Annotated in this window: 22 protein-coding genes; 11 read left to right on the top strand and 11 right to left on the bottom strand. The window is 60.2% G+C overall.

Annotated elements, in window-relative coordinates:
• Positions 1-96: 96 nt before the first annotated feature.
• Together ggt and MB818_RS17645 are read right to left on the bottom strand one after the other, a co-directional pair.
• Positions 97-1,887 carry a gamma-glutamyltransferase gene (gene ggt / locus MB818_RS17650; RefSeq protein WP_238905893.1) on the bottom strand — a complete coding sequence of 597 codons (1,791 nt, stop codon included), beginning with the start codon at positions 1,885-1,887 and terminating at the stop codon, positions 97-99.
• Between the two features lie 96 nt (positions 1,888-1,983).
• Positions 1,984-2,970, bottom strand: coding sequence for a 2-hydroxyacid dehydrogenase (locus MB818_RS17645; protein WP_234137479.1), 987 nt, complete (start codon positions 2,968-2,970; stop codon positions 1,984-1,986).
• A gap of 200 nt (positions 2,971-3,170) precedes the next feature.
• Here MB818_RS17645 and MB818_RS17640 point away from each other — a divergent pair, with 200 nt between their 5' ends.
• Complete coding sequence (locus MB818_RS17640; protein WP_235775929.1) at positions 3,171-3,632, top strand: SH3 domain-containing protein; 462 nt, start codon at positions 3,171-3,173, stop codon at positions 3,630-3,632.
• A gap of 28 nt (positions 3,633-3,660) precedes the next feature.
• Here the strand turns inward: MB818_RS17640 and MB818_RS17635 are convergent, their stop codons facing one another.
• The 6 genes from MB818_RS17635 to MB818_RS17610 are packed head-to-tail and all read right to left on the bottom strand — an operon-like array spanning position 3,661 to position 9,142.
• The gene (locus MB818_RS17635; protein ID WP_234137477.1) at positions 3,661-4,398 is read right to left on the bottom strand and encodes a TspO-related membrane protein; all 738 of its coding nucleotides are present in this window, start codon (positions 4,396-4,398) and stop codon (positions 3,661-3,663) included.
• A 34-nt stretch (positions 4,399-4,432) separates the two neighbouring features.
• On the bottom strand, positions 4,433-4,993 hold the full coding sequence (locus MB818_RS17630) for a DUF3833 domain-containing protein (RefSeq protein ID WP_234137476.1): 561 nt from the start codon (positions 4,991-4,993) through the stop codon (positions 4,433-4,435).
• Entirely contained in the window at positions 4,990-6,216 is a 1,227-nt protein-coding gene (locus MB818_RS17625; RefSeq protein ID WP_234137475.1) for an MFS transporter, read from the bottom strand. Before MB818_RS17625 ends, MB818_RS17630 begins: the two co-directional genes overlap by 4 nt.
• Positions 6,216-6,710 (bottom strand): hypothetical protein, encoded by a 495-nt coding sequence (locus MB818_RS17620; protein WP_234137474.1) that lies wholly within the window; start codon positions 6,708-6,710, stop codon positions 6,216-6,218. Before MB818_RS17620 ends, MB818_RS17625 begins: the two co-directional genes overlap by 1 nt.
• Entirely contained in the window at positions 6,703-7,860 is a 1,158-nt protein-coding gene (locus MB818_RS17615) for an SAM-dependent methyltransferase (protein WP_234176497.1), read from the bottom strand. The genes MB818_RS17620 and MB818_RS17615 overlap by 8 nt, the downstream gene beginning before the upstream one ends.
• Positions 7,799-9,142: an NAD(P)/FAD-dependent oxidoreductase gene (locus tag MB818_RS17610; protein ID WP_234165757.1), complete on the bottom strand. Its 1,344-nt coding sequence runs from the start codon at positions 9,140-9,142 to the stop codon at positions 7,799-7,801. Before MB818_RS17610 ends, MB818_RS17615 begins: the two co-directional genes overlap by 62 nt.
• Before the next feature lie 73 nt (positions 9,143-9,215).
• Here MB818_RS17610 and MB818_RS17605 point away from each other — a divergent pair, with 73 nt between their 5' ends.
• Both MB818_RS17605 and MB818_RS17600 read left to right on the top strand, forming a co-directional pair.
• Positions 9,216-10,049 (top strand): DUF1365 domain-containing protein, encoded by an 834-nt coding sequence (locus MB818_RS17605; protein WP_439653299.1) that lies wholly within the window; start codon positions 9,216-9,218, stop codon positions 10,047-10,049.
• Positions 10,046-10,771, top strand: coding sequence for an SDR family NAD(P)-dependent oxidoreductase (locus tag MB818_RS17600; RefSeq protein WP_238905891.1), 726 nt, complete (start codon positions 10,046-10,048; stop codon positions 10,769-10,771). The genes MB818_RS17605 and MB818_RS17600 overlap by 4 nt, the downstream gene beginning before the upstream one ends.
• Positions 10,772-10,870: 99 nt before the next feature.
• On the opposite strand, the gene MB818_RS17595 is transcribed toward MB818_RS17600, so the two are convergent.
• The 3 genes from MB818_RS17595 to MB818_RS17585 all read right to left on the bottom strand — a co-directional run bounded on the left by MB818_RS17595 (position 10,871) and on the right by MB818_RS17585 (position 12,831).
• Positions 10,871-11,386 (bottom strand): fasciclin domain-containing protein, encoded by a 516-nt coding sequence (locus tag MB818_RS17595; RefSeq protein WP_234137470.1) that lies wholly within the window; start codon positions 11,384-11,386, stop codon positions 10,871-10,873.
• Between the two features lie 177 nt (positions 11,387-11,563).
• Entirely contained in the window at positions 11,564-12,199 is a 636-nt protein-coding gene (locus tag MB818_RS17590) for a ChrR family anti-sigma-E factor (protein WP_234137469.1), read from the bottom strand.
• On the bottom strand, positions 12,196-12,831 hold the full coding sequence (locus tag MB818_RS17585; RefSeq protein WP_275671260.1) for a sigma-70 family RNA polymerase sigma factor: 636 nt from the start codon (positions 12,829-12,831) through the stop codon (positions 12,196-12,198). Before MB818_RS17585 ends, MB818_RS17590 begins: the two co-directional genes overlap by 4 nt.
• 543 nt (positions 12,832-13,374) lie before the next feature.
• On the opposite strand from MB818_RS17585, the gene napF reads away from it, so the two are divergent.
• Genes napF through MB818_RS17545 form a run of 8 tightly spaced genes read left to right on the top strand, consistent with a single transcriptional unit; the run spans position 13,375 to position 20,152 of the window.
• Positions 13,375-14,130, top strand: coding sequence for a ferredoxin-type protein NapF (napF, locus tag MB818_RS17580; protein ID WP_238905889.1), 756 nt, complete (start codon positions 13,375-13,377; stop codon positions 14,128-14,130).
• Positions 14,127-14,399: a chaperone NapD gene (locus tag MB818_RS17575; RefSeq protein WP_234137467.1), complete on the top strand. Its 273-nt coding sequence runs from the start codon at positions 14,127-14,129 to the stop codon at positions 14,397-14,399. Before napF ends, MB818_RS17575 begins: the two co-directional genes overlap by 4 nt.
• A gap of 1 nt (position 14,400) precedes the next feature.
• Positions 14,401-16,893 (top strand): nitrate reductase catalytic subunit NapA, encoded by a 2,493-nt coding sequence (gene napA, locus MB818_RS17570; protein WP_234137466.1) that lies wholly within the window; start codon positions 14,401-14,403, stop codon positions 16,891-16,893.
• A 20-nt stretch (positions 16,894-16,913) separates the two neighbouring features.
• Positions 16,914-17,729, top strand: a complete 816-nt coding sequence (gene napG / locus MB818_RS17565) for a ferredoxin-type protein NapG (RefSeq protein ID WP_255700174.1) — start codon at positions 16,914-16,916, stop codon at positions 17,727-17,729.
• Positions 17,726-18,622 (top strand): quinol dehydrogenase ferredoxin subunit NapH, encoded by an 897-nt coding sequence (gene napH / locus MB818_RS17560; RefSeq protein ID WP_234162726.1) that lies wholly within the window; start codon positions 17,726-17,728, stop codon positions 18,620-18,622. Before napG ends, napH begins: the two co-directional genes overlap by 4 nt.
• Before the next feature lie 22 nt (positions 18,623-18,644).
• Positions 18,645-19,088: a nitrate reductase cytochrome c-type subunit gene (locus tag MB818_RS17555; protein WP_234137463.1), complete on the top strand. Its 444-nt coding sequence runs from the start codon at positions 18,645-18,647 to the stop codon at positions 19,086-19,088.
• Between the two features lie 21 nt (positions 19,089-19,109).
• Complete coding sequence (locus MB818_RS17550; RefSeq protein WP_234137462.1) at positions 19,110-19,820, top strand: NapC/NirT family cytochrome c; 711 nt, start codon at positions 19,110-19,112, stop codon at positions 19,818-19,820.
• Positions 19,821-19,879: 59 nt separating this feature from the next.
• Positions 19,880-20,152: a hypothetical protein gene (locus MB818_RS17545; protein WP_234216008.1), complete on the top strand. Its 273-nt coding sequence runs from the start codon at positions 19,880-19,882 to the stop codon at positions 20,150-20,152.
• Positions 20,153-20,437 lie beyond the last annotated feature (285 nt).

The raw sequence follows: 20,437 nt of genomic DNA, 5'->3' as shown, positions 1-20,437 counted from the left end.
CCCCCCATTGGCCCCGGCGGGCCAGCCCCGCCAAGGTTCATGTGTTAAGTAGAGAGCCGGGGGCTTGCGGGTCAATACCCACAAACCCCGACCGGCTCATTCGCCCATGGCGATGCCTTCGCGGCGGGTATCGGCAGCACCCTTGAGGGTTTCACCGATCTCGATGGCATGCAGGCCCGAAGTCAGCGCCCGCACCGAGACCTTGTATCCGAAGCCGGTCAGCGCCTCTTCCATCGCTGCCGCATCGGTGCCCTCTTCCAGGTCATAGGTGCCGAAGCGGTTGACCAGATGCGGCGCGTTCAGCGCCTGTTGCACGTTCATGCCCCAATCAGCCCAGGCGATGATCGACTGGGCGACATAGCCGATGATACGGCTGCCGCCGGGCGAGCCGATGGCCAGAACCGGCTTACCATCCTGCGTGACGATGGTGGGCGCCATCGAGGAGCGCGGGCGCTTGCCCGGCTCCAGCCGGTTGGCGATGGGTACGCCGTCGGCATGGGTCTTGAACGAGAAATCGGTCAGCTCGTTGTTGAGCAGGAACCCGTTCGTCATCAGCCGCGAGCCAAAGCCGTTTTCGATGGTGGTGGTCATCGACAGCACGTTGCCATAGCGGTCCACGATCGAGATATGTGAGGTCGAAGGCAACTCGATGGAAATGTCATCGGCCCAGTTCGAGGCATGGTCGAACTCCGGGTTGCCGGGGTCTGCGCTCTCGAGCGCGTTGGGGCCGGCGAGCAACTCGCTGCGCGATTTCAGATAGGCCGGGTCGACCAGCCCCTTGGTGGGCATCGGGACAAAGTCGCTGTCAGCCATGTAGCGGCCCCGGTCGGCGAAGGCGAGGCGCGAGGCATCGCCGATGAGCCGCCAACTTTCGGGGTTTTCGGCGCCCAGCGCCGCCAGGTCGTGGTGTTCGAGCATACCCAGGATCTGGCCTACGGTCAGCGCACCCGACGAGGGCGGCCCCATGCCGCAAACCTCAAAGGCGCGATAGCTGGCACAGACCGGTTCGCGTTCGATCACCTGGTAAAGCGCCAGATCGGCGCCCGACAGCACGCCCGGATTGCCCTCGGCACTGCGGACGGTGCGCACGATATCGGCGGCGATGGGGCCGCTGTAAAAGGCCGAAGCGCCATCGCTGGCCAGTGCGCGCAGGGTGGCGGCATAGGCGGGGTTCTTCAGCGTGTCACCGGCCTTGATGGCGGTGCCGCCGGGCAGGAAATAGGCCGCCGTTTCGGGGAAACGGCCCAGCCTTTCGGCGTCCCCCTCGACCAGACCGGCAAGGCGCGGCGAGACGGTGAACCCGTTTTCGGCCAGCCAGATCGCATCGCCAAACAGCGCGCCCCAATTGGCCCGTCCCCAGCGGCGGTGCGCCTCTTCCAGCAAGGCGGGCGTGCCCGGCGTGCCGACAGAGAGGCCACCAACCACCGCGTCAAAGAATTTCAGCGGTGCGCCGGTCTCGTCCTGAAACAGGGTCGGCGTTGCCTCGCGCGGGGCGGTTTCGCGGGCGTCGAGCGTGGTCATCTGACCGGTGTTGCCATCATACCAGACCAGAAAGGCCCCGCCGCCGAGCCCTGAGCTTTGCGGCTCGACAAGGCCCAGGACGGTCTGCACGGCCACCATCGCGTCGGCGGCAGTGCCCCCCTGGCGCAGCACATTACCCCCGGCCATGACCGCAAGCGGGTTGGCGGCGGAAACCATCCAGTTCTGTGCCTCGACCGGCTGTCCTGCCTCCTTGGCCGCCTGGGCGGCCTCGACCACGGCAGAGAACGGCCTGACCTGACCTGCTGCCGCGCCTTCGGGCGCCACCGTGTCGGCCTCTTGCTGCGCCATTGCGGCCCCTGCCGCCAGCGCCGAAAGCCAGAGGCCCGCCATCATACCCGTTCGCATCGTCACTCTCCCTGCTGTCGCGTTACCGCGTTCATCCTGACAGCGATACGGGGACGATACAATCTAAGGCTGTTCGGCTCTATCCACCTTGGCAGCTCACAGCATCGCCGGCACCACCTGATCGGGCGGCCGGTGACCATCGGCGAAGGTCTTGATGTTGATGATCACCTTCTCGCCCATCTCGATCCGCCCCTCCAGCGTGGCCGAGCCCATATGCGGCAACAGCACGACATTGGGCAATTCGCGCAGACGCGGGTTCACCTGGGTGCCGTGTTCGTAGACGTCCAGCCCCGCCCCCGCAATCTCGCCCGCGCGAATCATCCGGGTCAGCGCATTCTCGTCGATCACCTCACCACGCGAGGTGTTGACGATGACACCCGAGGGTTTCATCAGCTTCAGACGCCGCGCGTTCATCAGGTGAAAGGTCGAGGGCGTCGACGGGCAGTTGACCGAGATCACGTCCATCCGGGCGATCATCTGGTCAAGGCTGTCCCACCAGGTCGCTTCCAGTGCATCCTCGACCTCGGGCCGCAGCCGGCGGCGGTTGTGATAGTGGATCTGCATGCCAAAGGCACTGGCGCGACGGGCCACCGCCTGACCGATGCGGCCCATGCCAAGAATGCCAAGCCGACGTCCACCGACGCGCCCGCCCAAGAGCGCGGTGGGCGCCCAGCCGGTCCATTCGTTCTTTTGCATGACCGCCAGCCCTTCGGGGATGCGGCGGGTGACGGCGAGAATCAGCGCCATGGTCATGTCGGCGGTGTCGTCGGTCAGCACACCCGGCGTGTTCGAAACCAGAATGCCGCGCTGACGTGCCGTGGCCACGTCAATGTGATCGACCCCGGCCCCATAATTGGCGATCAGCCGCAACCGCTCGCCCGCCTGCGCCAGCAGGCCCGCGTCGATGCGGTCGTTCAGCGTCGGCACCAGCACATCGGCCTCGCGCAGGGCCGCGGCCAGCTCGTCCCGCGACATTGGCGTGTCGTCATCCCGCAGGCGGACATTGAACAGTTCGCTCAGGCGGGTTTCCACCACCTCGGGCAACCGTCGCGTTACGACAACACTCAGACGTTCTCTTGGCACTTGAGCTCTCCCACGGCTTTGCAATTCGGTGCGCGCCATGGCATCGTGGCGCAGGAGAGAGCGGGGCACAAGAACCCCATGCGCAAATGACGCAGGCTTTTTCCGATTGAGCAGGCAGACATTCCGGCAGGCAGACAGTGACAGGTTACAGCAGTTTCATGCGCCCATTGGTGGCGGCTATCCTTTCGACATTCATAGCCATGGTACCAGGCGCTCCGGTAGCGGAAGAAGCCAAGCGTGGCACGGTGACCAATCTGCCGATTCCCCGATTTGTTTCGATGAAGGCGAACGAAGGTAACGTTCGGCGCGGCCCGTCGCTGACCCATCGGATCGACTGGGTGTTCAAGCGGCGCGATATGCCTTTGCAGATTACTGCCGAACATGGACATTGGCGCAAGGTCCAGGATCGAGACGGCGCTGGCGGCTGGGTTCACTATGCGCTGCTGTCGGGTGTACGTACGGTGCTTGTGGAAAGGGACATGATGCCACTCTACGCTCGCCCCGACCCGGCCTCTCAAGTCGCCGCCCATTTTGAGATGGGCGTGGTGGCCCGATTGGGTAGTTGCACACAGGACTGGTGCCGTATTTCTGCCGGCGGGTATCGCGGCTGGGCCCCAAAGGAAAACCTTTGGGGCGTGGGCGCCGACGAACTTCGCGAATGAGGCGCTCGCAGAGCGCTAGAATTCACCCCTAATTCTTCCACCGCAAGCTACGCGGTCCTCCGCGCAGCAAGAAGCCAAGCGCCAGCGCCACGATCCCGACTGTGGCCAGCAAAATCACCGACCAGTTTGCTAACGCGACATTTGCCGCGATAACTCCAGCAAGCGCCCAAATGACTGCGAGCGGATAGGCCCATTCAGCTGGCCGCGCGCTCTGGACGATCAAGGCGACGACCAGGACTGCCACAAGCATCACCAGAGCCGATACTTGAGCGGTCAGAACACCGTAACCGCCGAGAACCACGCCCGTCGCCACGCCGGTTGCCACCGTCAACCATCCCGCATAGAGCGCCACCGGCGCAGCTTGCCAAATAGCGGCCGTGGTTCCTGCGCGCAGCATGGCGGCAATAGCAAACGCCGCCATTGCACCGATCATGAACGTTGCAAGCAGCGGCGACGCGTTGGCCACCGCGATCCAGAAGGTTCCCAGACCAAGGCTCACCAATAGCGGCGCCCGCATACGCTCCCAGTCGAAATCGCGCCGCGCGTTCACAAGCCCCCAAATCGCCCCAAGAATCAACCAGACATAGATCACTCCCCAGATGCCAAACGCCCAGCCCGCGGGCTGAACCGGCCAGAAGTCCAAGACCACGGGAAACTGCTCGGGGCGAAAACCTGCAAACTCGCGAGTCATCAGCGGCGACAGGGCAAACGCGATCGAAGCCAGCGTCACCGCAACGGCGAGATAGGGTGTTTTCTGGTGTGACATGCCGATTTCTCCGTGCGCGCGCTTAGGTGGGCGATCAGCGTCCTTCACCGGGATTCGGGCGTATGGTTGCAATCAGTTCTGCCACCTTGATACCGAACTTGCGCATCTCGGATTTGTTCATGATGACACCATTTTCGGTAAGATATAGCCAGTCGGTCGCGAACAGGCGATGCCCGCCCGCGTCTTCTGGCAAAACGATCTGGTATTCCATCTTGACGGTCGCTCCGGACATGGTGCCCCTGGCCTCTCCGACAATGTCATCGGCGATTGCCGTGAAGCTGTTGCCCTCGCCAAGCTTCAGGAACCATTTGCGGCTTTGCTGCTTGCCGTTGGAATAGGTGAATTCCTCGCTCAACGTACCAGTGTCCCCATCCCACTCACCAACCATCCGGGCTACGAAACTGTTGGTCATCTTGCCGGTCGGCCCATAAATCAGGCCCTCGGACAAGAACTCGCCCGAAAGATGGGTCTTTAGGGTAAAGACGGGCCCGGTGTCGGCATAATTGGACGGTTTCTGCGCCCGAAAGCTCAGAAACAGGGATTTTGCGGCCATGATCAGAATGACCAGAACTAGCAGAGTGGTGAGAAGCTTCATGCGATTTGGTTCTCTGTGGGAAGCGCAAGAACAAGTGCCAATGCGCCAAGTTTCAGGAGACATGGGAAGACGGCGTAAGAGACGTTGAGCGCACCCAACGCGGCGGCGCTGTTTGACGCGCCCGGTACAAAACCGCTGAACTCAAGCAACGGCAACGTTAGGAACGCAGCCAATGCAAGGCCAAGCTTGCCTGCGAAGGACCAGATACCGAAGGCCGCCGACGCTTCGAGCCCCGCTTTTGTCAGTGCCACCGAAAACATGGTCGGCAGAATGACCATGTCGGCTCCCAGAGCGGCGCCGGAGGCCAGGCAAATCGCAGCGAATCCGATCAGGTTACCGGGAGCTAGGAACGCTGCACCGACAAAGCCTAGAATGGCCAACGGCATGGCGATCATCAGCGTCGCTTTCGCCCCCATCTTTTGGCTTGTCCACACCCAAAACGGCACGCTGAAACCCGCGCTGAGAAAGAATAGGATCAACAAGGGGCCTGCTTTGCCTGCCAGCTGTAGGCGGTCCTCGACGAAGAAAAGGAACAAGGTAGAAGTAATCGCCACCGGCAGGCTATTCACCAAGGCAAGGGTCAAAAGCCGCATAGCCCCAGCCTGACGAAGACCAACGAGTGAAAGACGTTCCGCCTGGAGCGGTTCCCGGCGCCAAATTGGTAAAGTAAGCACCGCAGTGCCCAATGCGATAGCTCCGAGAAACAGTCCAAACGCACCATAACCTTGTTCGGCTGCTCCCAGAGTGACCAGGATCGCCGGAGCAATGGCCGCAACGATCACTCCCGCCAACATACCGGCCTCGCGATACGCCGCCAGCCGCATCAATTCGCGCGGTGTGGGCTCCGCAGCCAGGGTTGCGCTGCGCCCATAGAGCAAGATCATGCCCAAGCTATATGCCGAGAACAGCAGCACAAGGATCACCAAAAGACGCGCCACAACGCTTGACCCCGGTTGCGTCGCAAAAAGCAACGGAAAGCCGATCGCCAACCCAAGGGCGGCAGCCACGGCAAACAGGCTTTGAGCGCGTGGCCATCGGTCGATCGCCCAGCCGATCAGCGGGTCCTGGACAAGATCAACCAACCGTATCGCCAACAGGATCGCACCGATCGCACCAAGACCAATGCCAAGCTCCACCGAAGCAAACCTAGGCAGATGTATATAGAGAGGGATGCCGGCCGCGGCCAGCATCAGCGCATAGAGGCTGACACGCGGGTAAATCATCACTCGCCCTTCAGTTTCCGAGTAAAGGAGCTCGACCGTGTGTTCTCACCCAGAAAAATCGCCATGAAGTAGGTTTTGATCTCGGGGTAGCTGAGTGTGCATACCCTGTTCCCATTCAACCAGAACCCGATCTGGTTCTTTCCGCTGGACACGGCGACATAGCGGTCGCCCTTGCTCACATCGCGGAAGCACTTCTCAAGCTGTCCGCGTACCGGCAGGTCGACTCCGGTGCGATTCAGCTCGCGCATGGTACCTTCGACCAGGTCTTTTCCGGTCAGGTCGCGCATGTATTTCAGTTCAAGCGCGAAATCCTTGCTCCAATCCAACGGGGCGCCTGACCTAGTGTACAGCTGCGCCTCGTAGAGTGGGAAACCGACATAACGAAAAGTCGCTGCACCGCGCAGTTCCGCCCCCGGCAGAGCTGAAGTGATGGTAGAGGCCAGCGCAGCAAAGGGAACAAGCAGCGTGGCCATAACGATCAAGAGGCTACGCATGAGCGAGCTCCACCTGAACGACGTTGGTGTGCCCCACGGCAAAGGACGCGGCACAGATTTCAAGATAGTAGTGCCAGTTCCGGAAGAATCCTTCGCCATATCCCAAATCGGATATCTGTCGCTTTTGAGCACTCAGGCGTTCGGCCCAAATACGGCAGGTTCTGGCATAGTCCTGCCCAAAGGCGAAATTGTCGCGCACCGCAAGGCCCGCGCCCTTGGCTTGGGTCGCGATCACGCTGTCCGACAGCAGCATGCCCCCGGGAAAGACATATTGGCGGATATAGTCGGACGAGTTCTTGTAGGTCTCAAAGAAACTGTCCTTGACGGTGATCGCCTGCAACAGTACGCGCCCGCCCTCGGCCAGATTGCGTTTGAGGGTGGCAAAGTAGCTTGGCCAATAGCGTGCTCCGACCGCCTCTACCATTTCGATCGACACGATGTTGTCGTACCGGCCATTGATGTCACGGTAATCGCTCAACTGGATGTCCGCGCGCCCATCCAGGCGGCATTCTGCATAGCTGTGCTGGTTTCGGGAAATCGTGACACCAGTGACATCATATCCATGTGTGCTGGCCTGCTCGGCGAAACCGCCCCAACCACAGCCTATTTCAAGCAAGCGGTCCCCGGATGCCAATCGCGACAGGGCGCGCGCATTCTTGCGGGTTTGAGCGTGAGCCAGGTCATCGTCGGTCAGGTCGAACAACCCAGACGAATATGTCATCCCCTCATCCAGCCACAGCGCATAAAACTCGTTGCCCACGTCATAGTGAGAGCGGATATTCTTGCGCGCGCCGCTCCGTGAATTCGCTCTGAGGACTGTGTCTACAAGCCGGAACTTGGCCTTGTTGAGTGGACTGGCCTTATCATATGCCCCAAAATGCTCGCGATTTTTCATCGCGACGGTCATCAGCCCCTCGATCGAGGATGTGTCCCAAAGTCCATGAACATAGCTTTCACCCAGGCCGACCTGCCCATGTGCGGCCATGGCGGACACGGCAGACCAATCACGAATAACCATTTCGACCTCTGGCCCGGTATGGCCGAAGCGATAGAGTTCGCCCTCTGGCGTTCGCAGGGTCAGTTGGCCGTCACGCAGTTGCTCGCAGGTCGACAGGAAATTCGATCTCAAGGCCTTGTTGGTGAAGCGCATTTTCCATTCCTTTGAATTGGTGACGTTCATTGAGCCCACGCACGACACGCAGGGCGCTGGCAATGCCATCCTCGTGGAAACCGTGCCGGTTCCAGGCGCCTGCAAACCAGGTCCGATTGAGGCCCTGCATCTCCCGAATGGCCTGCTGGGCCTTCAAAGCGGCGCTGTCAAAGACAGGATGGGCAAACTCCACCTCGTCATAGATCGCCTCCTGAGGGATCTCGATCGATGGGTTCAGGGTGACAAACAGTGGATCAGTCTGAGGGATGCTCTGCAGCTTGTTCATCCAGTAGGTGACGCCGATACTGCCCTCCTGAGAGCGGTAGGACCAGCTTGACCAGCAGGCCCGGCGCCTAGGCATCTGTCGTGTGTCACAATGCAAGACGGCGGTGTTGGGCTGATAACGGATGGAACCCAGTGCCTCCAGCTCGGCACGGGTGGCGTCCTCCCCCAGCATGCCCAGGGCCTGGTCGGAATGGCAGGTCAGAACCACTTCATCAAAGGACTCCGGGGCATCACCGCCAGCGACGATGCGAACCTCGAAGGCATCTCTTTGAACATGTCGGACGGACGTGTTGGTGCGGATCGTGCAGCCCCGAGCGATCAGTGCTGCCTCCAACCTGCGCACATACTCGATGCTTCCGCCCTTGACGGTCCACCATTGATGTTCACCGGCACCCGCCAGAAGAGCGTGATTGCGGAAGAACCGCACCAGCGATTTCGCCGGAAATTGATCAATCTCGCCCATTGGTGTCGACCAGATCGCTCCGCACATCGGCATCAGATAGTTGTTTCGAAACCAGTCCCCCAATCCCAGATCGTCAACGAGTTGCCCGATGGTTTTGCCATCATCCTTAGCAGCAGCTTCTGCGTTCTTTCCGAACCGGATGATGTCGGCGATCATCTTGTAGAATTGCGGGCGCAGCAGGTTGCTTTTCTGTGCCGTGATCGCGCCCATGTTCGACAGGCCATATTCCAGCCAACCGTCGTTGATGCTGGCACCAAAACTCATCTCACTTTTGATGACCGGCACGTCGAGCTCGCGAAATAAGCGTGTCAGGTAAGGATAGGTCACGTAGTTGAAAACGATGAACCCGGTATCGACCGGTTGGTCGCCATTCCTGCCTGCCATCACGGTGCGCGCATGCCCGCCGAGCCTGGGCGCGGCCTCGAACAGGGTGACATCGTGATATGGCGTAAGGTAATACGCGGCGGAAAGGCCAGAGATGCCGCCTCCGATTATGGCGATCTTTTTACGCGGCCCCTGGGTCTGATCAAACATTCCGTCCTCGTGTTTCCAACGTCTTTAAGCATTTACGCACCAGCTCTCAGGTTGGATCAGATCTGCCGCGAAAATGATAAAAAAGATTCAGATTGACATTGATCCATCCAAGACGCCTGCGCGTAATGCTTTTATGCAGATGGAACACATCCAGGCCCGGACCCTTCACGCCAGACGCGGCACGCTGAAAAACGTGTTCAGCTATGGCGTCGATTTCGTGCTGACCGATCTAGAAGAAGCGACGCCACGGCTGATGTCTCGCAATCGCTTCAACCTCTGGTCACTGTGGGACCGCCACCACGGCGGGGCTCGCAGAGGCGGACAGGGAATGGCATGGTTCAGGGAGGTGCTGGACAGTCGGGGCTTCCAGTCCGAGGCGGCCCAACTTCTGCTGCTGACGCAACCGAGTTTTCTCTGGTTCCATTTCAATCCTGTCAGCTTCTGGATCGCATTAATCGACGGGACCCCGCGCGCATTTGTTGCCGAGGTCAACAATACCTTTGGCCAGCGGCATTGCTATTTCTGCGCGCATGAGGACTTTCGCACAATCCGGCCTGCTGACACGCTGATCGCCGAGAAGATTATGCATGTCTCTCCGTTTCAAAGGGTTTCCGGAGTCTACCGGTTCAATTTCAACATCAGCGAAACGAAGATCGACATCCGCATTTCCTTTGAAGATGGGGACAAAGGCGTCTTGGCAACCTTGTCGGGTCATCGCCGCATCGCGACGGACAAGTCGTTGATGTGGGCAGCGGCCCGGCGCCCGTTTGGCGCGCTGCGAGTCCTCGCGCTGATCCATTGGCAGGCTGCGAAACTCTATTTAAAGCGCGCACCCTTCCTCAAAAGGCAGCCCGCCCCTACGAAAGCGATAACCGTCAGCCAGAATCTGGGCAGGGCTTCCGAATGACCGAACTTTCCGGCAAGACATATTGGCTCGTCGGAGCCAGCGAAGGCATGGGGCGTGCCCTTGCAAGGCAGTTGAACGCAGCGGGGGCGCATCTGGTGCTGTCTGCGCGCAACAAACAGCGGCTCGACGAGTTGTGTGCCGATCTGGAAAACGCGCGCGTGCTTCCGCTGGACGTCACCAACGCTGACGCGGTGCGCCAAGCCGTCGCCGTTATCGGCGACGTGGATGGCGTGATCTACAATGCCGGCGCATATGAACCGATGCACACGACACAGTGGGACAGCGAGGCTGCGCTGATGATGTGTGAGGTCAATTTCAGCGGGGCGCTCCGCGTGCTGGGCGAAATCGTGCCGCGATTTCTCGAAAACGGCCAGGGCGATATCACCCTGATAGGATCGCTGGCTGGCTACCGGGGACTGCCAAGCGCCATCGGTTATGGGGCCAGCAAGGCGGCACTGATCAGTCTGGCGGAAACCATGCGATTTGATCTCAAGGATACGGGCGTTGTTGTACGGCTCGTAAATCCCGGTTTCGTCAAAACCCGGCTGACACAGAAAAACAGCTTTCGGATGCCGATGCTGATGACCGCTGACAAAGCTGCGTCCCGTGTACTAAAGGCGATGAGAAAGCGGCGTTTTCGCACCGATTTTCCAGCGCCGTTCTCTTGGGCGATCAAGACATTGGCGATTTTGCCGGATTGGCTGGTTTTCCGGGGCAAGTAAAGGCAAACCCCATGATCAAGCACAGAAATGGGCTGCCGGATCGCCGGCAGCCCTGTTGCGTATTCAGACGACCGGCCACAATTGGCCGAGCGGTCGTCGTCAGTGACAGGCCGGACGCGCGCCGGGCAAAAGCACCTTATCCACGACATGGATCACGCCGTTGTCGGCCTGGATATCCGCGATGATCACGTTGGCCACTTCGCCCGTCCCATCCGCGATGCTCACACCCTCTGCGCCAGCAGTGATGCAAAGGCGTCCGCTTGCCAGGATGGGTTTGAAATAGTTCGAGCCGGCAGGGATCATTTCTGCCGTCAGTTTACGGTCATCAACGTGATACAACAGCACGTTGGTCAGCTGATCCTTGTTTTCGGGCTTGAGCAGAGTTTCGACCGTGCCTTCCGGCAAGGCCGCAAAAGCGTCATTCACCGGGGCATAGACAGTGAACGGGCCCGGGCCGGACAGTGTTTCAGCGAGGCCTGCTGCGGTTACGGCGGCGACCAGGGTCGAGAAGCGCTCGTCTCCGGCGGCGATATCGACGATTGTGTTGGCCTGTGCGGAGGCGGCGGAAACACTGAGCGCGGCGGCAGCAATGGTAGTCTTGATCGTCATCTTCATTCTGGCTCTCCTTGGCGATGGGTGTAATTACCCGGACTGAATTGTTGTTCGTATAGGGGTTACGCAGCGCCCCGTCTTTGGATCACCACCTCACAGCTTTGTGATGCAAGGCATTGTAAAAAAAGAAACCACCGGAAATCCGATGGCTTCAAGAAGGTGACGTCCAGTCTTTGATACCTAGATCTGGAACAAGGGTTGCAAAAGACGAGGCACCAGCGCGCGAAACCGCAATCGTGCGTCGGTGGCAGCCAGACAAATACAGGCTTCGCCATCATCGGCAATTGGCGTGTGTTCCAGATCTTCATCTGCGATCTCGAGATCGCCGACCCCGAACCGGCCGGTCTCGTCGCTAAAACTGCCCTGCAGCACAAGAGTTAGCTCCAACCCGCTATGGCTGTGGTCCGGCACTGCCTGCCCTGGTGGAATATAGAGCAATCGCACCGAACCATTGGTATCAGCTGTAAGGATATCCTGACGCACACCCATACCCAGCTTTTTCCACCTCGGCGCACGGCCTTTCAGCGCCTCTATCACCGGGCCGGGATAAATCCCGTTGCGCTCGTAGACTGGTTCAGGCCTAAAGGGTGCGTCAAGCTGGGCCAGGATGTCATTCTTCAGCGAGGACGACACAGCTACTGCGGCGATTTCTTCCAAAACTGCACCGCCGACCGCCTGATGCGCTTCCAATGCGACGCGGCATTGTTCGCAAAGCGACACATGGCTTGCCACCACAACAGCAAAAGCATGCGGCAGGTTGCCCGCTGCATAGGCCGCCAACATTGCGTCGGGGATATGATGGGTTATGGCACTCATTGCTTGAGGTCCTTCAACTCGTGTCTAAGTCGTTCCAGCCCAAGCCGAATACGTGACTTTATGGTTCCTAATGGAAGGCCGGTCTGAGCGCTGATCTCCTGATGGGTCAGCTCGCCAAGATAGGCCTTTTCAATCATTTCGCGTTGTTCGGGTTTTAGTTTGGTAAGTGCTTGCTTCAAGCGTCCGGCTTCCTGTTCCAGACCCAGTATCTGGCTCGCGTCCGCTTCAGTGCCCGGCTCTTCTTTCAACTCTTCGGGCATCGGGCGACGCTCCTTGCGCGCGATGTCGATCTGTCGGTTTCGGGCAATCTGGTATATCCACGCGGACACCTGCGCCCGATGCGGATCGAACATCGCCGCCTTGCGCCAGATCGTCAGCATGACATCCTGTACGATTTCCTCGGCCTGATGCGCCGATAGGCCGGACCGCATCATGAACCCCTTGAGCCGCGGCGCGAAGAAATCAAACAGCGCGGCGAATGCGGCGCGATCACGGTTGTCTCGGACGGCGATCATCCATTGGGTCTGTTCCGAGATCTCGATATTGCTTTGAGACACAGTTGCTCTTTCGTGACCGCGCGCAAAGCTTGCACGCTGAACGCTTCGAGGGGTTTCAAGGATCTGTGTCAACATAAGCAGTTTACGACCGGCTAGGAAATACGGATCATTTTTTCTAATTACCCTGCCGATTTCTCGAAACAGCCCCGGATCATCATGGCAATTGGCGCCCCCACTGGAGAATCCCGCGAGCCTCGGGCGGCAGGTCCCCGACTTGTGCTGGGCGGTCTATGAGAAGGAACAAAAGACCTGCGATGGGTAAGTTCAGCGTCTCCTGGAACAGGAAGCCCGGACAGGGCGATCTGAGGCAACCCTGAATGCGCAACTCGCGAGTGAGGCCTACAGCCTTAGAATCAGGTAGATTGAGGACTTTTGGAGGCAGCGCAGGCTTCGTAGTTGAAGCATCAAACCTGCAAAGGTGGACGACCCTCAGCTACCGTTCAGGCTCTTGACACAGGATGCCGGTCCCAGCCCAAAGCGGACGCGATCAAAAGGATCTTGCATTTGAGAAAGTACATGAAGGTCAAGCGGATTCCAAGCATTCACCGCGTTGGGTAGGAAGGCTTGCTCTGCACAACATGGCGAAAGCAGGCCCCGGATACCTGTCTTGTCCGAGGCATGTCAGAGATGGACCAATTGACCGTAGTCCATCGCGCCTCGAGAGCCGCATGCCAACAATCACATGCAATTATCCGAATTGATTTGGAAAATGACTTAAGTCAATTCGTGGGCGCTCCAGCGACAATAAGAATGATCAAGCGGCACTTCGCCCGAAAGTGCCCCGAAATTCACCATGCGCACGTTCCGATCAAGCGGCAGTGGCACGGAACGTGTTTCGGTTCGCAATACGGGATGGACAAGACCTTGATGCCTAAGCACAGCCGACGCGACATTCTGCGAGGAGCTTTCCGGGAAAGCCGCGAACCGGTCATACGTCCGCCCGGTGCGCAGCCGGAGTTTGACCGTCTTTGCGACGATTGCGGCCATTGCTCTCGCGCATGTCCGCAACGCATCGTCCGCCACGCAGCGTCCGGCGGGCCGAAACTGGATTTTTACCACGGCCCCTGCACGTTCTGCGGCGACTGCGCGCAGGCCTGTCCAACCGGGGCATTGGCGGTCGAGGATCAGGTTGACTGGCCCTGGCGGGCCACGATCCTGAAAACCTGCCTATCTTTTCGGGGGATTTCCTGCCGCACCTGCGAAGATGCCTGCGAACACCGCGCAATCCGATTCCGCCTGCAAACTGGAGGGCGCGCAGTCCCAGTTCTGGACCAGGAGCAGTGCACCGGCTGCGGCGAATGCGCCTTCACCTGCCCGGCCCAATCTGTCGCTTTCGAGCGCCCCAAGCCCGCCAAAACGGAGATCACAGCATGAACATCTGCGGATGCCTTGTCCATGTCGCGCCAGAGGTGCTGACTGCGACCCGCCCCCGGATCGAGGAAATGAACGGCGTCGAAATTCACGCCGGAACCGAGGACGGTCGCCTTGTCGTCGTCGTCGAGGACACCGGCGACACCTATGCCTCGGACACCATCATGGCGCTACACCAGATTCCAGGCGTCATCTCGTTGACGCTCAACTACCACCATTTCGAAGACCTCTCACCGCGAGCCGAGCTCGCCGCTACCCAGCCGGAGAACTGACATGACCATCTCGGACTCACGCCGGGCTTTCCTGAAAGCCACCGCCGCAGCCAGCACCGCAGCCGCAGTTGGCATTCCGCTTGCGACCGGTCCTGCGGTTGCACAAACCGCCGCCGCCGGCATCCGCTGGGACAAGGCCCCCTGCCGCTTCTGCGGCACGGGCTGCTCGGTTCTGGTAGGGGTAAAGGAAGGGCGCGTCGTCGCCACACAGGGCGACCCGGACGCACCGGTGAACCGCGGCCTGAACTGCATCAAGGGCTATTTCCTGTCCAAGATCATGTACGGATCGGACCGCCTGACCATGCCGCTGCTGCGCAAGACGAACGGCATCTACGACAAGAACGGCGAATTCGAACCAGTCAGCTGGGACGAAGCCTTCGATATCATGGCGCAGAAGTGGAAAGAGGCGCTGTCCAAGAAGGGTCCGACCTCGGTGGGAATGTTCGGATCGGGGCAGTGGACCGTGTGGGAAGGCTATGCCGCGGCCAAGTTTATGAAGGCCGGGTTGCGATCGAACAACATCGATCCGAACGCTCGTCACTGCATGGCCTCAGCCGTGGTGGGCTTCATGCGCGCCTTCGGCATAGACGAACCCATGGGGTGCTATGATGACCTCGAACACGCGGACACTTTCGTGCTGTGGGGCTCCAACATGGCCGAGATGCACCCGATCCTGTGGTCGCGCCTGACCGACACGCGCCTGACCAAGCCGGGCGCCGAGGTGCACGTGCTGTCGACCTTCGAGCACCGGTCGTTCGAACTGGCCGACAACGGAATCGTGTTCGCGCCCCAGTCGGACCTTGCGATCCTGAACTACATCGCGAATTACATCATCCAGAACGACGCGGTGAACTGGGACTTCGTCAACAAGCACGTCAACTTCACGAAGACCGATACCGACATCGGCTATGGCCTGCGTCCTGAACACGAACTGCAACAGGCGGCCGCCAACCCGGATTCGGGCAAGCTGACCCCAATGACCTTCGAGGAATATGCCGCCTCGGTTGCCGAATACACAGTGGAAAAGGCATCCGAGATCTCGGGCGTGCCCGTGCACCAGCTGGAACGCTTGGCGCAGCAATACGCCGACCCGAACCGCAAGGTGATGTCGCTGTGGACGATGGGCTTCAACCAGCACACGCGCGGGTCTTGGGTGAACGGGCTGATGTACAATGTACACCTCCTGACTGGCAAGATTTCCGAACCCGGCAACTCGCCCTTCTCGCTGACCGGGCAGCCGTCTGCCTGCGGTACCGCGCGCGAAGTGGGCACCTTTGCCCACCGCCTGCCCGCCGACATGGTTGTGATGAACGACAAGCACCGCGAGATTTGCGAAACGGCATGGAACATCCCCGCCGGTACCATTCCTGCCAAGCCGGGCTTTCACGCAGTGTTGCAGAACCGGATGCTGAAGGACGGCGTCCTGAACGCCTATTGGGTGCAGTGCAACAACAACATGCAGGCCGCGCCCAACATGAACGAGGAAGGCTTTCCAGGCTATCGCAACCCGGAGAACTTCATCACCGTGTCCGACCCCTACCCGACCGTGACGGCCATGGCCGCCGACCTGATCCTGCCCACAGCTATGTGGGTCGAAAAGGAAGGGGCCTATGGCAACGCGGAGCGCCGCACCCAGTTCTGGCGCCAGCAGGTCGATGCCCCCGGCGAGGCGCGCTCGGACATGTGGCAGGTCATGGAGTTCTCCAAGCGCTTCACCGTCGAAGAAGCCTGGGGCGAGGAGCTTGTGGCGCAAAAGCCCGAACTGGCTGGCAAGACGCTGTTCCAAGTCCTGTTCGAGAATGGCAAAGTCAATGCCTACCCTGTTTCCGAAATCGCCGACGGGTTCGAGAACCAGGAAAGCAGGGATTTCGGATTCTACGTCCAGAAGGGGCTGTTCGAGGAATATGCCGATTTCGGGCGTCATCACGGGCACGACCTTGCCGATTTCGACACCTACCATAAGGCGCGCGGCCTGCGCTGGCCGGTCGTTGATGGCAAGGAAACGCTGTATCGCTTCCGCGAAGGCTATGACCCCTATGTGCCTGCCGGAGAAGAGGTCCGTTTCTACGGGCACAAGGATGGAAAGGCCAAGATCATCTTCGCACCCTTCGAAGAGGCGGCCGAGGCTCCGGACGATGAATACGACCTGTGGCTGTGCACCGGCAGGGTGTTGGAGCACTGGCATTCGGGATCGATGACCCGCCGGGTGCCGGAACTGCACCGCGCTTTCCCGAACGCGATGGTGTTCATGCACCCAGACGATGCGCAGGCGCGCGACCTGCGACGCGGGCAAGAGATCATGATCTCGACCCGCCGGGGTGAAATGCTGAGCCGGGTAGAAACCCGCGGGCGCAACAAGCCGCCCAAGGGTCTGGTCTTCGTGCCGTGGTTCGACGAGGGACAACTGATCAACAAGCTGACGCTGGACGCGACCTGCCCACTGTCGAAGGAAACCGACTTCAAGAAGTGCGCCTGCAAGGTCGAGCGCGCATAACCCCTTTGAAGGAATAAAGAATGCTCAGCCCCGCCCCCATGTCACCTGCCCGCCGGAGGTTCCTCACGGACACCGCCCGCATGGCTGGCGGCTGCGCGGTGGCGGGACTGGGCCTTGCCTATGTTGTGACAGATGCCCGCGCCCTGCCGGCTGAAGCCTTGCGCCCGCCGGGAGCGCTGCCCGAGGGTGATTTTCTGGCCGCTTGCATCCGCTGCGGGCTGTGCGTGCGGGATTGTCCATATAACACCCTCAGCCTTGCCGAGCTTGGTTTTGACGGCCCGGCCACGGGCACCCCGTTTTTCACCGCACGCGATGTGCCGTGCGAGATGTGCGATGACATCCCCTGTATTGCCGCCTGCCCGACAGGCGCGCTGGACCCCGCCCTGACCAATATCGACGACGCGAGAATCGGCACCGCCGTGCTGGTTGACCAAGAGAACTGCTTGAACTTTCTGGGCCTGCGCTGCGACGTTTGCTATCGCGTCTGCCCCGTCATCGACGAAGCAATCTCGCTCGAGCTGTCGCACAACGACCGCTCGGGCCACCACGCGATCTTTGCGCCGACCGTCCACGCAAACAAATGCACCGGCTGCGGCGTCTGCGAGAAAAGCTGCGTCCTGCCCGAGGCCGCAATCAAGGTCCTGCCCGTGCGGCTGGCGCGCGGCGCCGCTGGCGAACACTACCTGAAAGGCTGGGAAGAAAAGGACGCCAAGGGCGCGCCGCTGGTCGAGGGGATCATCGACCTTCCCGACCGCCTTCCGGGGCCGGGCACCGACAACCTTGCCGCGCCCGGCGGGTTTGAACCGGCCTTCAAACTGCCGGGGGCAAGCCAATGAGCACCAAGACGAAACTGCCCACCGGACAAGAGGCCGTCGCCGCAAAGGGCTGGCTGGGCGCCCACAAGTGGCTGATCCTGCGCCGCTTTTCACAGAGTTCCTTCCTTTTCCTCTTCCTGATGGGGCCATGGCTTGGCATTTGGTGGGTTACCGGCACCCTTGCCGGATCGCGAACCTTTGGCGTGCTGCCGCTGACCGATCCGTTCGTGCTGCTGCAGAGCATGGTCGCCGGTCATTGGCCCGAACTGACCGCTATCATCGGTGCCGGAATCGTCCTGGCCGTCTATGCGCTGGTCGGCGGCCGGGTCTATTGTTCTTGGGTCTGCCCGATCAATCCCGTCACCGACGCGGCGCATTGGCTGCATGATAGGCTTGGCTTACCGAAGGGCTGGCAACCCAAGCGGTCGACCCGCCTTTGGATCCTCGGTACGGTCCTTGTTGTCACGGCCCTCACCGGCGCCATTGCCTGGGAAGTCGTGAACCCCATCACCATGCTACATCGCGGACTAGTCTTCGGCATGGGTTTCGCATGGGCGCTCGTCGGTGCGGTTTTCCTGTTCGATGTCGTCGTGGCACGGCATGGCTGGTGCGGCCACCTCTGCCCCGTTGGCGCCTTCTACAGCCTTGTAGGCCGGAAAAGCCTGCTGCGCATCTCTGCATCGGGCCGGGCCGCCTGCGACGACTGCATGGACTGCTTCGCCGTCTGCCCCGAAAACCAGGTTATTTCTCCCGCGCTGCGCGGCAAGTCCGGCGAGACGCCTCTGATCCTATCACCCGACTGCACCAATTGCGGACGCTGCATCGACGTCTGTTCCGTCGATGTCTTCGCCTTCACTCACCGCTTCGACAACCACGTCAAGGACACCGAACTGGTCGCCGATAAGGCCGCCTGAACGACAAACACGGAGAAAGCAGATGAAATTTCCGGCCATAGCGGGCATCTCCGCCCTCGCGACAACCCTGCTGATCAGCGGTCTGGTTGCAGCGCAAAACACGTCCCCGGTGCAGACCCTGCGCGGCGCTGACATCAATGCGACCCTTCCCGCCGACGAGATTCATCGGCAGATGGAGGGGCGTGAGGCCCGCAACTATCGCCAGCAGCCACCGCTGATCCCGCATTCGACCGATCAATACCAGATCGATCTGCGGGCGAACCAATGCCTGTCCTGTCACGACTGGACCAACGCGGGTGAACGCGGTGCGCCTACGCTGTCGATGACCCATTACCTGGACCGCAATGGCACCCAGTTGGACACGGTCGCCGGCACGCGCTGGTTCTGCAATCAGTGCCACGTGCCACAGGCCAATGCGCCTGCTCTGGTCGGCAACACTTTCAAGCCGTCAAACAGCTCCAACTGATACCGCACAGGAAACGACATCATGGCTGATCCAAAGGATGAACTACCTCCACGCCGCCGTGGCCTGTTGCGCCGCGCTTGGGACGCATTCTGGAGTCCGACCGGAGTGCTCAGCACAGGCTTTCTGTTGATCGCAGGGTTCATTGGTGGAATCCTGTTCTGGGGCGGATTCCACTGGTCGCTCGAACTGACCAACACCGAAGAGTTTTGCACCTCATGCCACACGATGGAAACGAACCTTGGCGAATACCGCGAGACAATTCACTACAACAACCACTCGGGTGTCCGCGCGATCTGCTCGGATTGCCACGTTCCACACGAATGGCAGTACAAGATGAAGGCCAAGATCATGGCCGTGAAGGACGTCTACCACGAGTTGCTGGGAACCATATCGACCCCCGAGAAATACGAGGAACGCCGCCTGGAAATGGCCGCGGCCGTCTGGAAGAAGATGAAGGCCACCGACTCGCGCGAATGCCGCAACTGCCACGCGTTCGAATACATGGATTTCACCATCCAGGAGGCACGGGCGGCCGACAGTCATCAAAAGGCCATTGATGAAGGCATGACTTGCATAGACTGCCACCAAGGTATCGCACACGACCTTCCGCCCGGCTATCTCCAGGAATACCGCCACGTGGTCGAAACACTTGCCCAGACTGAACGCGGCGGTCGTGAACGTCAAATTGACGTGGCCCAGATCAAGACCTACCTCGGCATCGAGGCCGACTGATTAAATCCGGGCCCGAACCGAGCGCCGGACGGGCCCCGCCTTTCGTAGGAGACACAAAGATGATCAGCACTCTGGACCTGCTCGGCACCATCGGCGCCAGTGTTCTGGGCTTGCCGGGTATTCTGGGCGTGGCCTTGGGAATGATGACGCGCAACTGGATCGCGGCTGCCGTGATGGGCGGGATCGTTGGAGTGATTGCACCGCTGCTGCTTGGCGGGTCGCATTCGACACACGTTGCGATCTCGGGCGCCGAATATGCCATCGCAATCGTCGTAGGCATTCTCGCAGGTCTCGTCGGAACCGCAGTCCGTCATAAGGGCGCGTCGATCTGAAATTGTCCCGAGACCTTTCTGTTAGGCAGCCACCTTTGGATTCCCTACTCAGGTTCTTCCTTCTCTCTAAGTCATCCTCTCCATTACTTATACCTATTTATGGGGAGGGATAACCCTGGATAAGAGGCCCTCTAGGTGGGGCATAAACAGGGGCATTCTCAGGTCCCTAGAGATGCCTGATTACTTGCTGTGAATATCTGGAGAGAGATGGCTGGGGTGGTAGGAAACCTAGCCTGATGATCCCTTTCTTGGGCTTACCTTGCCAGAGAGGGAAACTGGGGCATT

The sequence above is a fragment of the Ruegeria alba genome (assembly GCF_022321465.1).
Lineage (GTDB): Bacteria > Pseudomonadota > Alphaproteobacteria > Rhodobacterales > Rhodobacteraceae > Ruegeria_B > Ruegeria_B alba.
The sequence above is the reverse complement of the archived record's forward strand: the minus strand, read 5'-3'. Positions and strand labels throughout refer to the sequence as shown.

Bases quoted from the DNA above. Each gene is read 5' to 3' on its own strand.
- MB818_RS17555 (WP_234137463.1), top strand. From the start codon at position 18,645: ATGAAATTTCCGGCCATAGCGGGCATCTCCGCCCTCGCGACAACCCTG.
- MB818_RS17595 (WP_234137470.1), bottom strand. From the start codon at position 11,386: ATGAAGATGACGATCAAGACTACCATTGCTGCCGCCGCGCTCAGTGTT.
- MB818_RS17600 (WP_238905891.1), top strand. From the start codon at position 10,046: ATGACCGAACTTTCCGGCAAGACATATTGGCTCGTCGGAGCCAGCGAA.
- MB818_RS17615 (WP_234176497.1), bottom strand. From the start codon at position 7,860: ATGCGCTTCACCAACAAGGCCTTGAGATCGAATTTCCTGTCGACCTGC.
- napF (WP_238905889.1), top strand. From the start codon at position 13,375: ATGTCAGAGATGGACCAATTGACCGTAGTCCATCGCGCCTCGAGAGCC.
- napG (WP_255700174.1), top strand. From the start codon at position 16,914: ATGCTCAGCCCCGCCCCCATGTCACCTGCCCGCCGGAGGTTCCTCACG.
- ggt (WP_238905893.1), bottom strand. From the start codon at position 1,887: ATGCGAACGGGTATGATGGCGGGCCTCTGGCTTTCGGCGCTGGCGGCA.
- MB818_RS17585 (WP_275671260.1), bottom strand. From the start codon at position 12,831: ATGTTGACACAGATCCTTGAAACCCCTCGAAGCGTTCAGCGTGCAAGC.
- MB818_RS17630 (WP_234137476.1), bottom strand. From the start codon at position 4,993: ATGAAGCTTCTCACCACTCTGCTAGTTCTGGTCATTCTGATCATGGCC.
- MB818_RS17605 (WP_439653299.1), top strand. From the start codon at position 9,216: ATGATAAAAAAGATTCAGATTGACATTGATCCATCCAAGACGCCTGCG.
- MB818_RS17635 (WP_234137477.1), bottom strand. From the start codon at position 4,398: ATGTCACACCAGAAAACACCCTATCTCGCCGTTGCGGTGACGCTGGCT.
- MB818_RS17590 (WP_234137469.1), bottom strand. From the start codon at position 12,199: ATGAGTGCCATAACCCATCATATCCCCGACGCAATGTTGGCGGCCTAT.
- MB818_RS17640 (WP_235775929.1), top strand. From the start codon at position 3,171: ATGGTACCAGGCGCTCCGGTAGCGGAAGAAGCCAAGCGTGGCACGGTG.
- MB818_RS17620 (WP_234137474.1), bottom strand. From the start codon at position 6,710: ATGCGTAGCCTCTTGATCGTTATGGCCACGCTGCTTGTTCCCTTTGCT.
- napH (WP_234162726.1), top strand. From the start codon at position 17,726: ATGAGCACCAAGACGAAACTGCCCACCGGACAAGAGGCCGTCGCCGCA.
- MB818_RS17625 (WP_234137475.1), bottom strand. From the start codon at position 6,216: ATGATTTACCCGCGTGTCAGCCTCTATGCGCTGATGCTGGCCGCGGCC.
- MB818_RS17550 (WP_234137462.1), top strand. From the start codon at position 19,110: ATGGCTGATCCAAAGGATGAACTACCTCCACGCCGCCGTGGCCTGTTG.
- MB818_RS17575 (WP_234137467.1), top strand. From the start codon at position 14,127: ATGAACATCTGCGGATGCCTTGTCCATGTCGCGCCAGAGGTGCTGACT.
- MB818_RS17545 (WP_234216008.1), top strand. From the start codon at position 19,880: ATGATCAGCACTCTGGACCTGCTCGGCACCATCGGCGCCAGTGTTCTG.
- MB818_RS17610 (WP_234165757.1), bottom strand. From the start codon at position 9,142: ATGTTTGATCAGACCCAGGGGCCGCGTAAAAAGATCGCCATAATCGGA.
- napA (WP_234137466.1), top strand. From the start codon at position 14,401: ATGACCATCTCGGACTCACGCCGGGCTTTCCTGAAAGCCACCGCCGCA.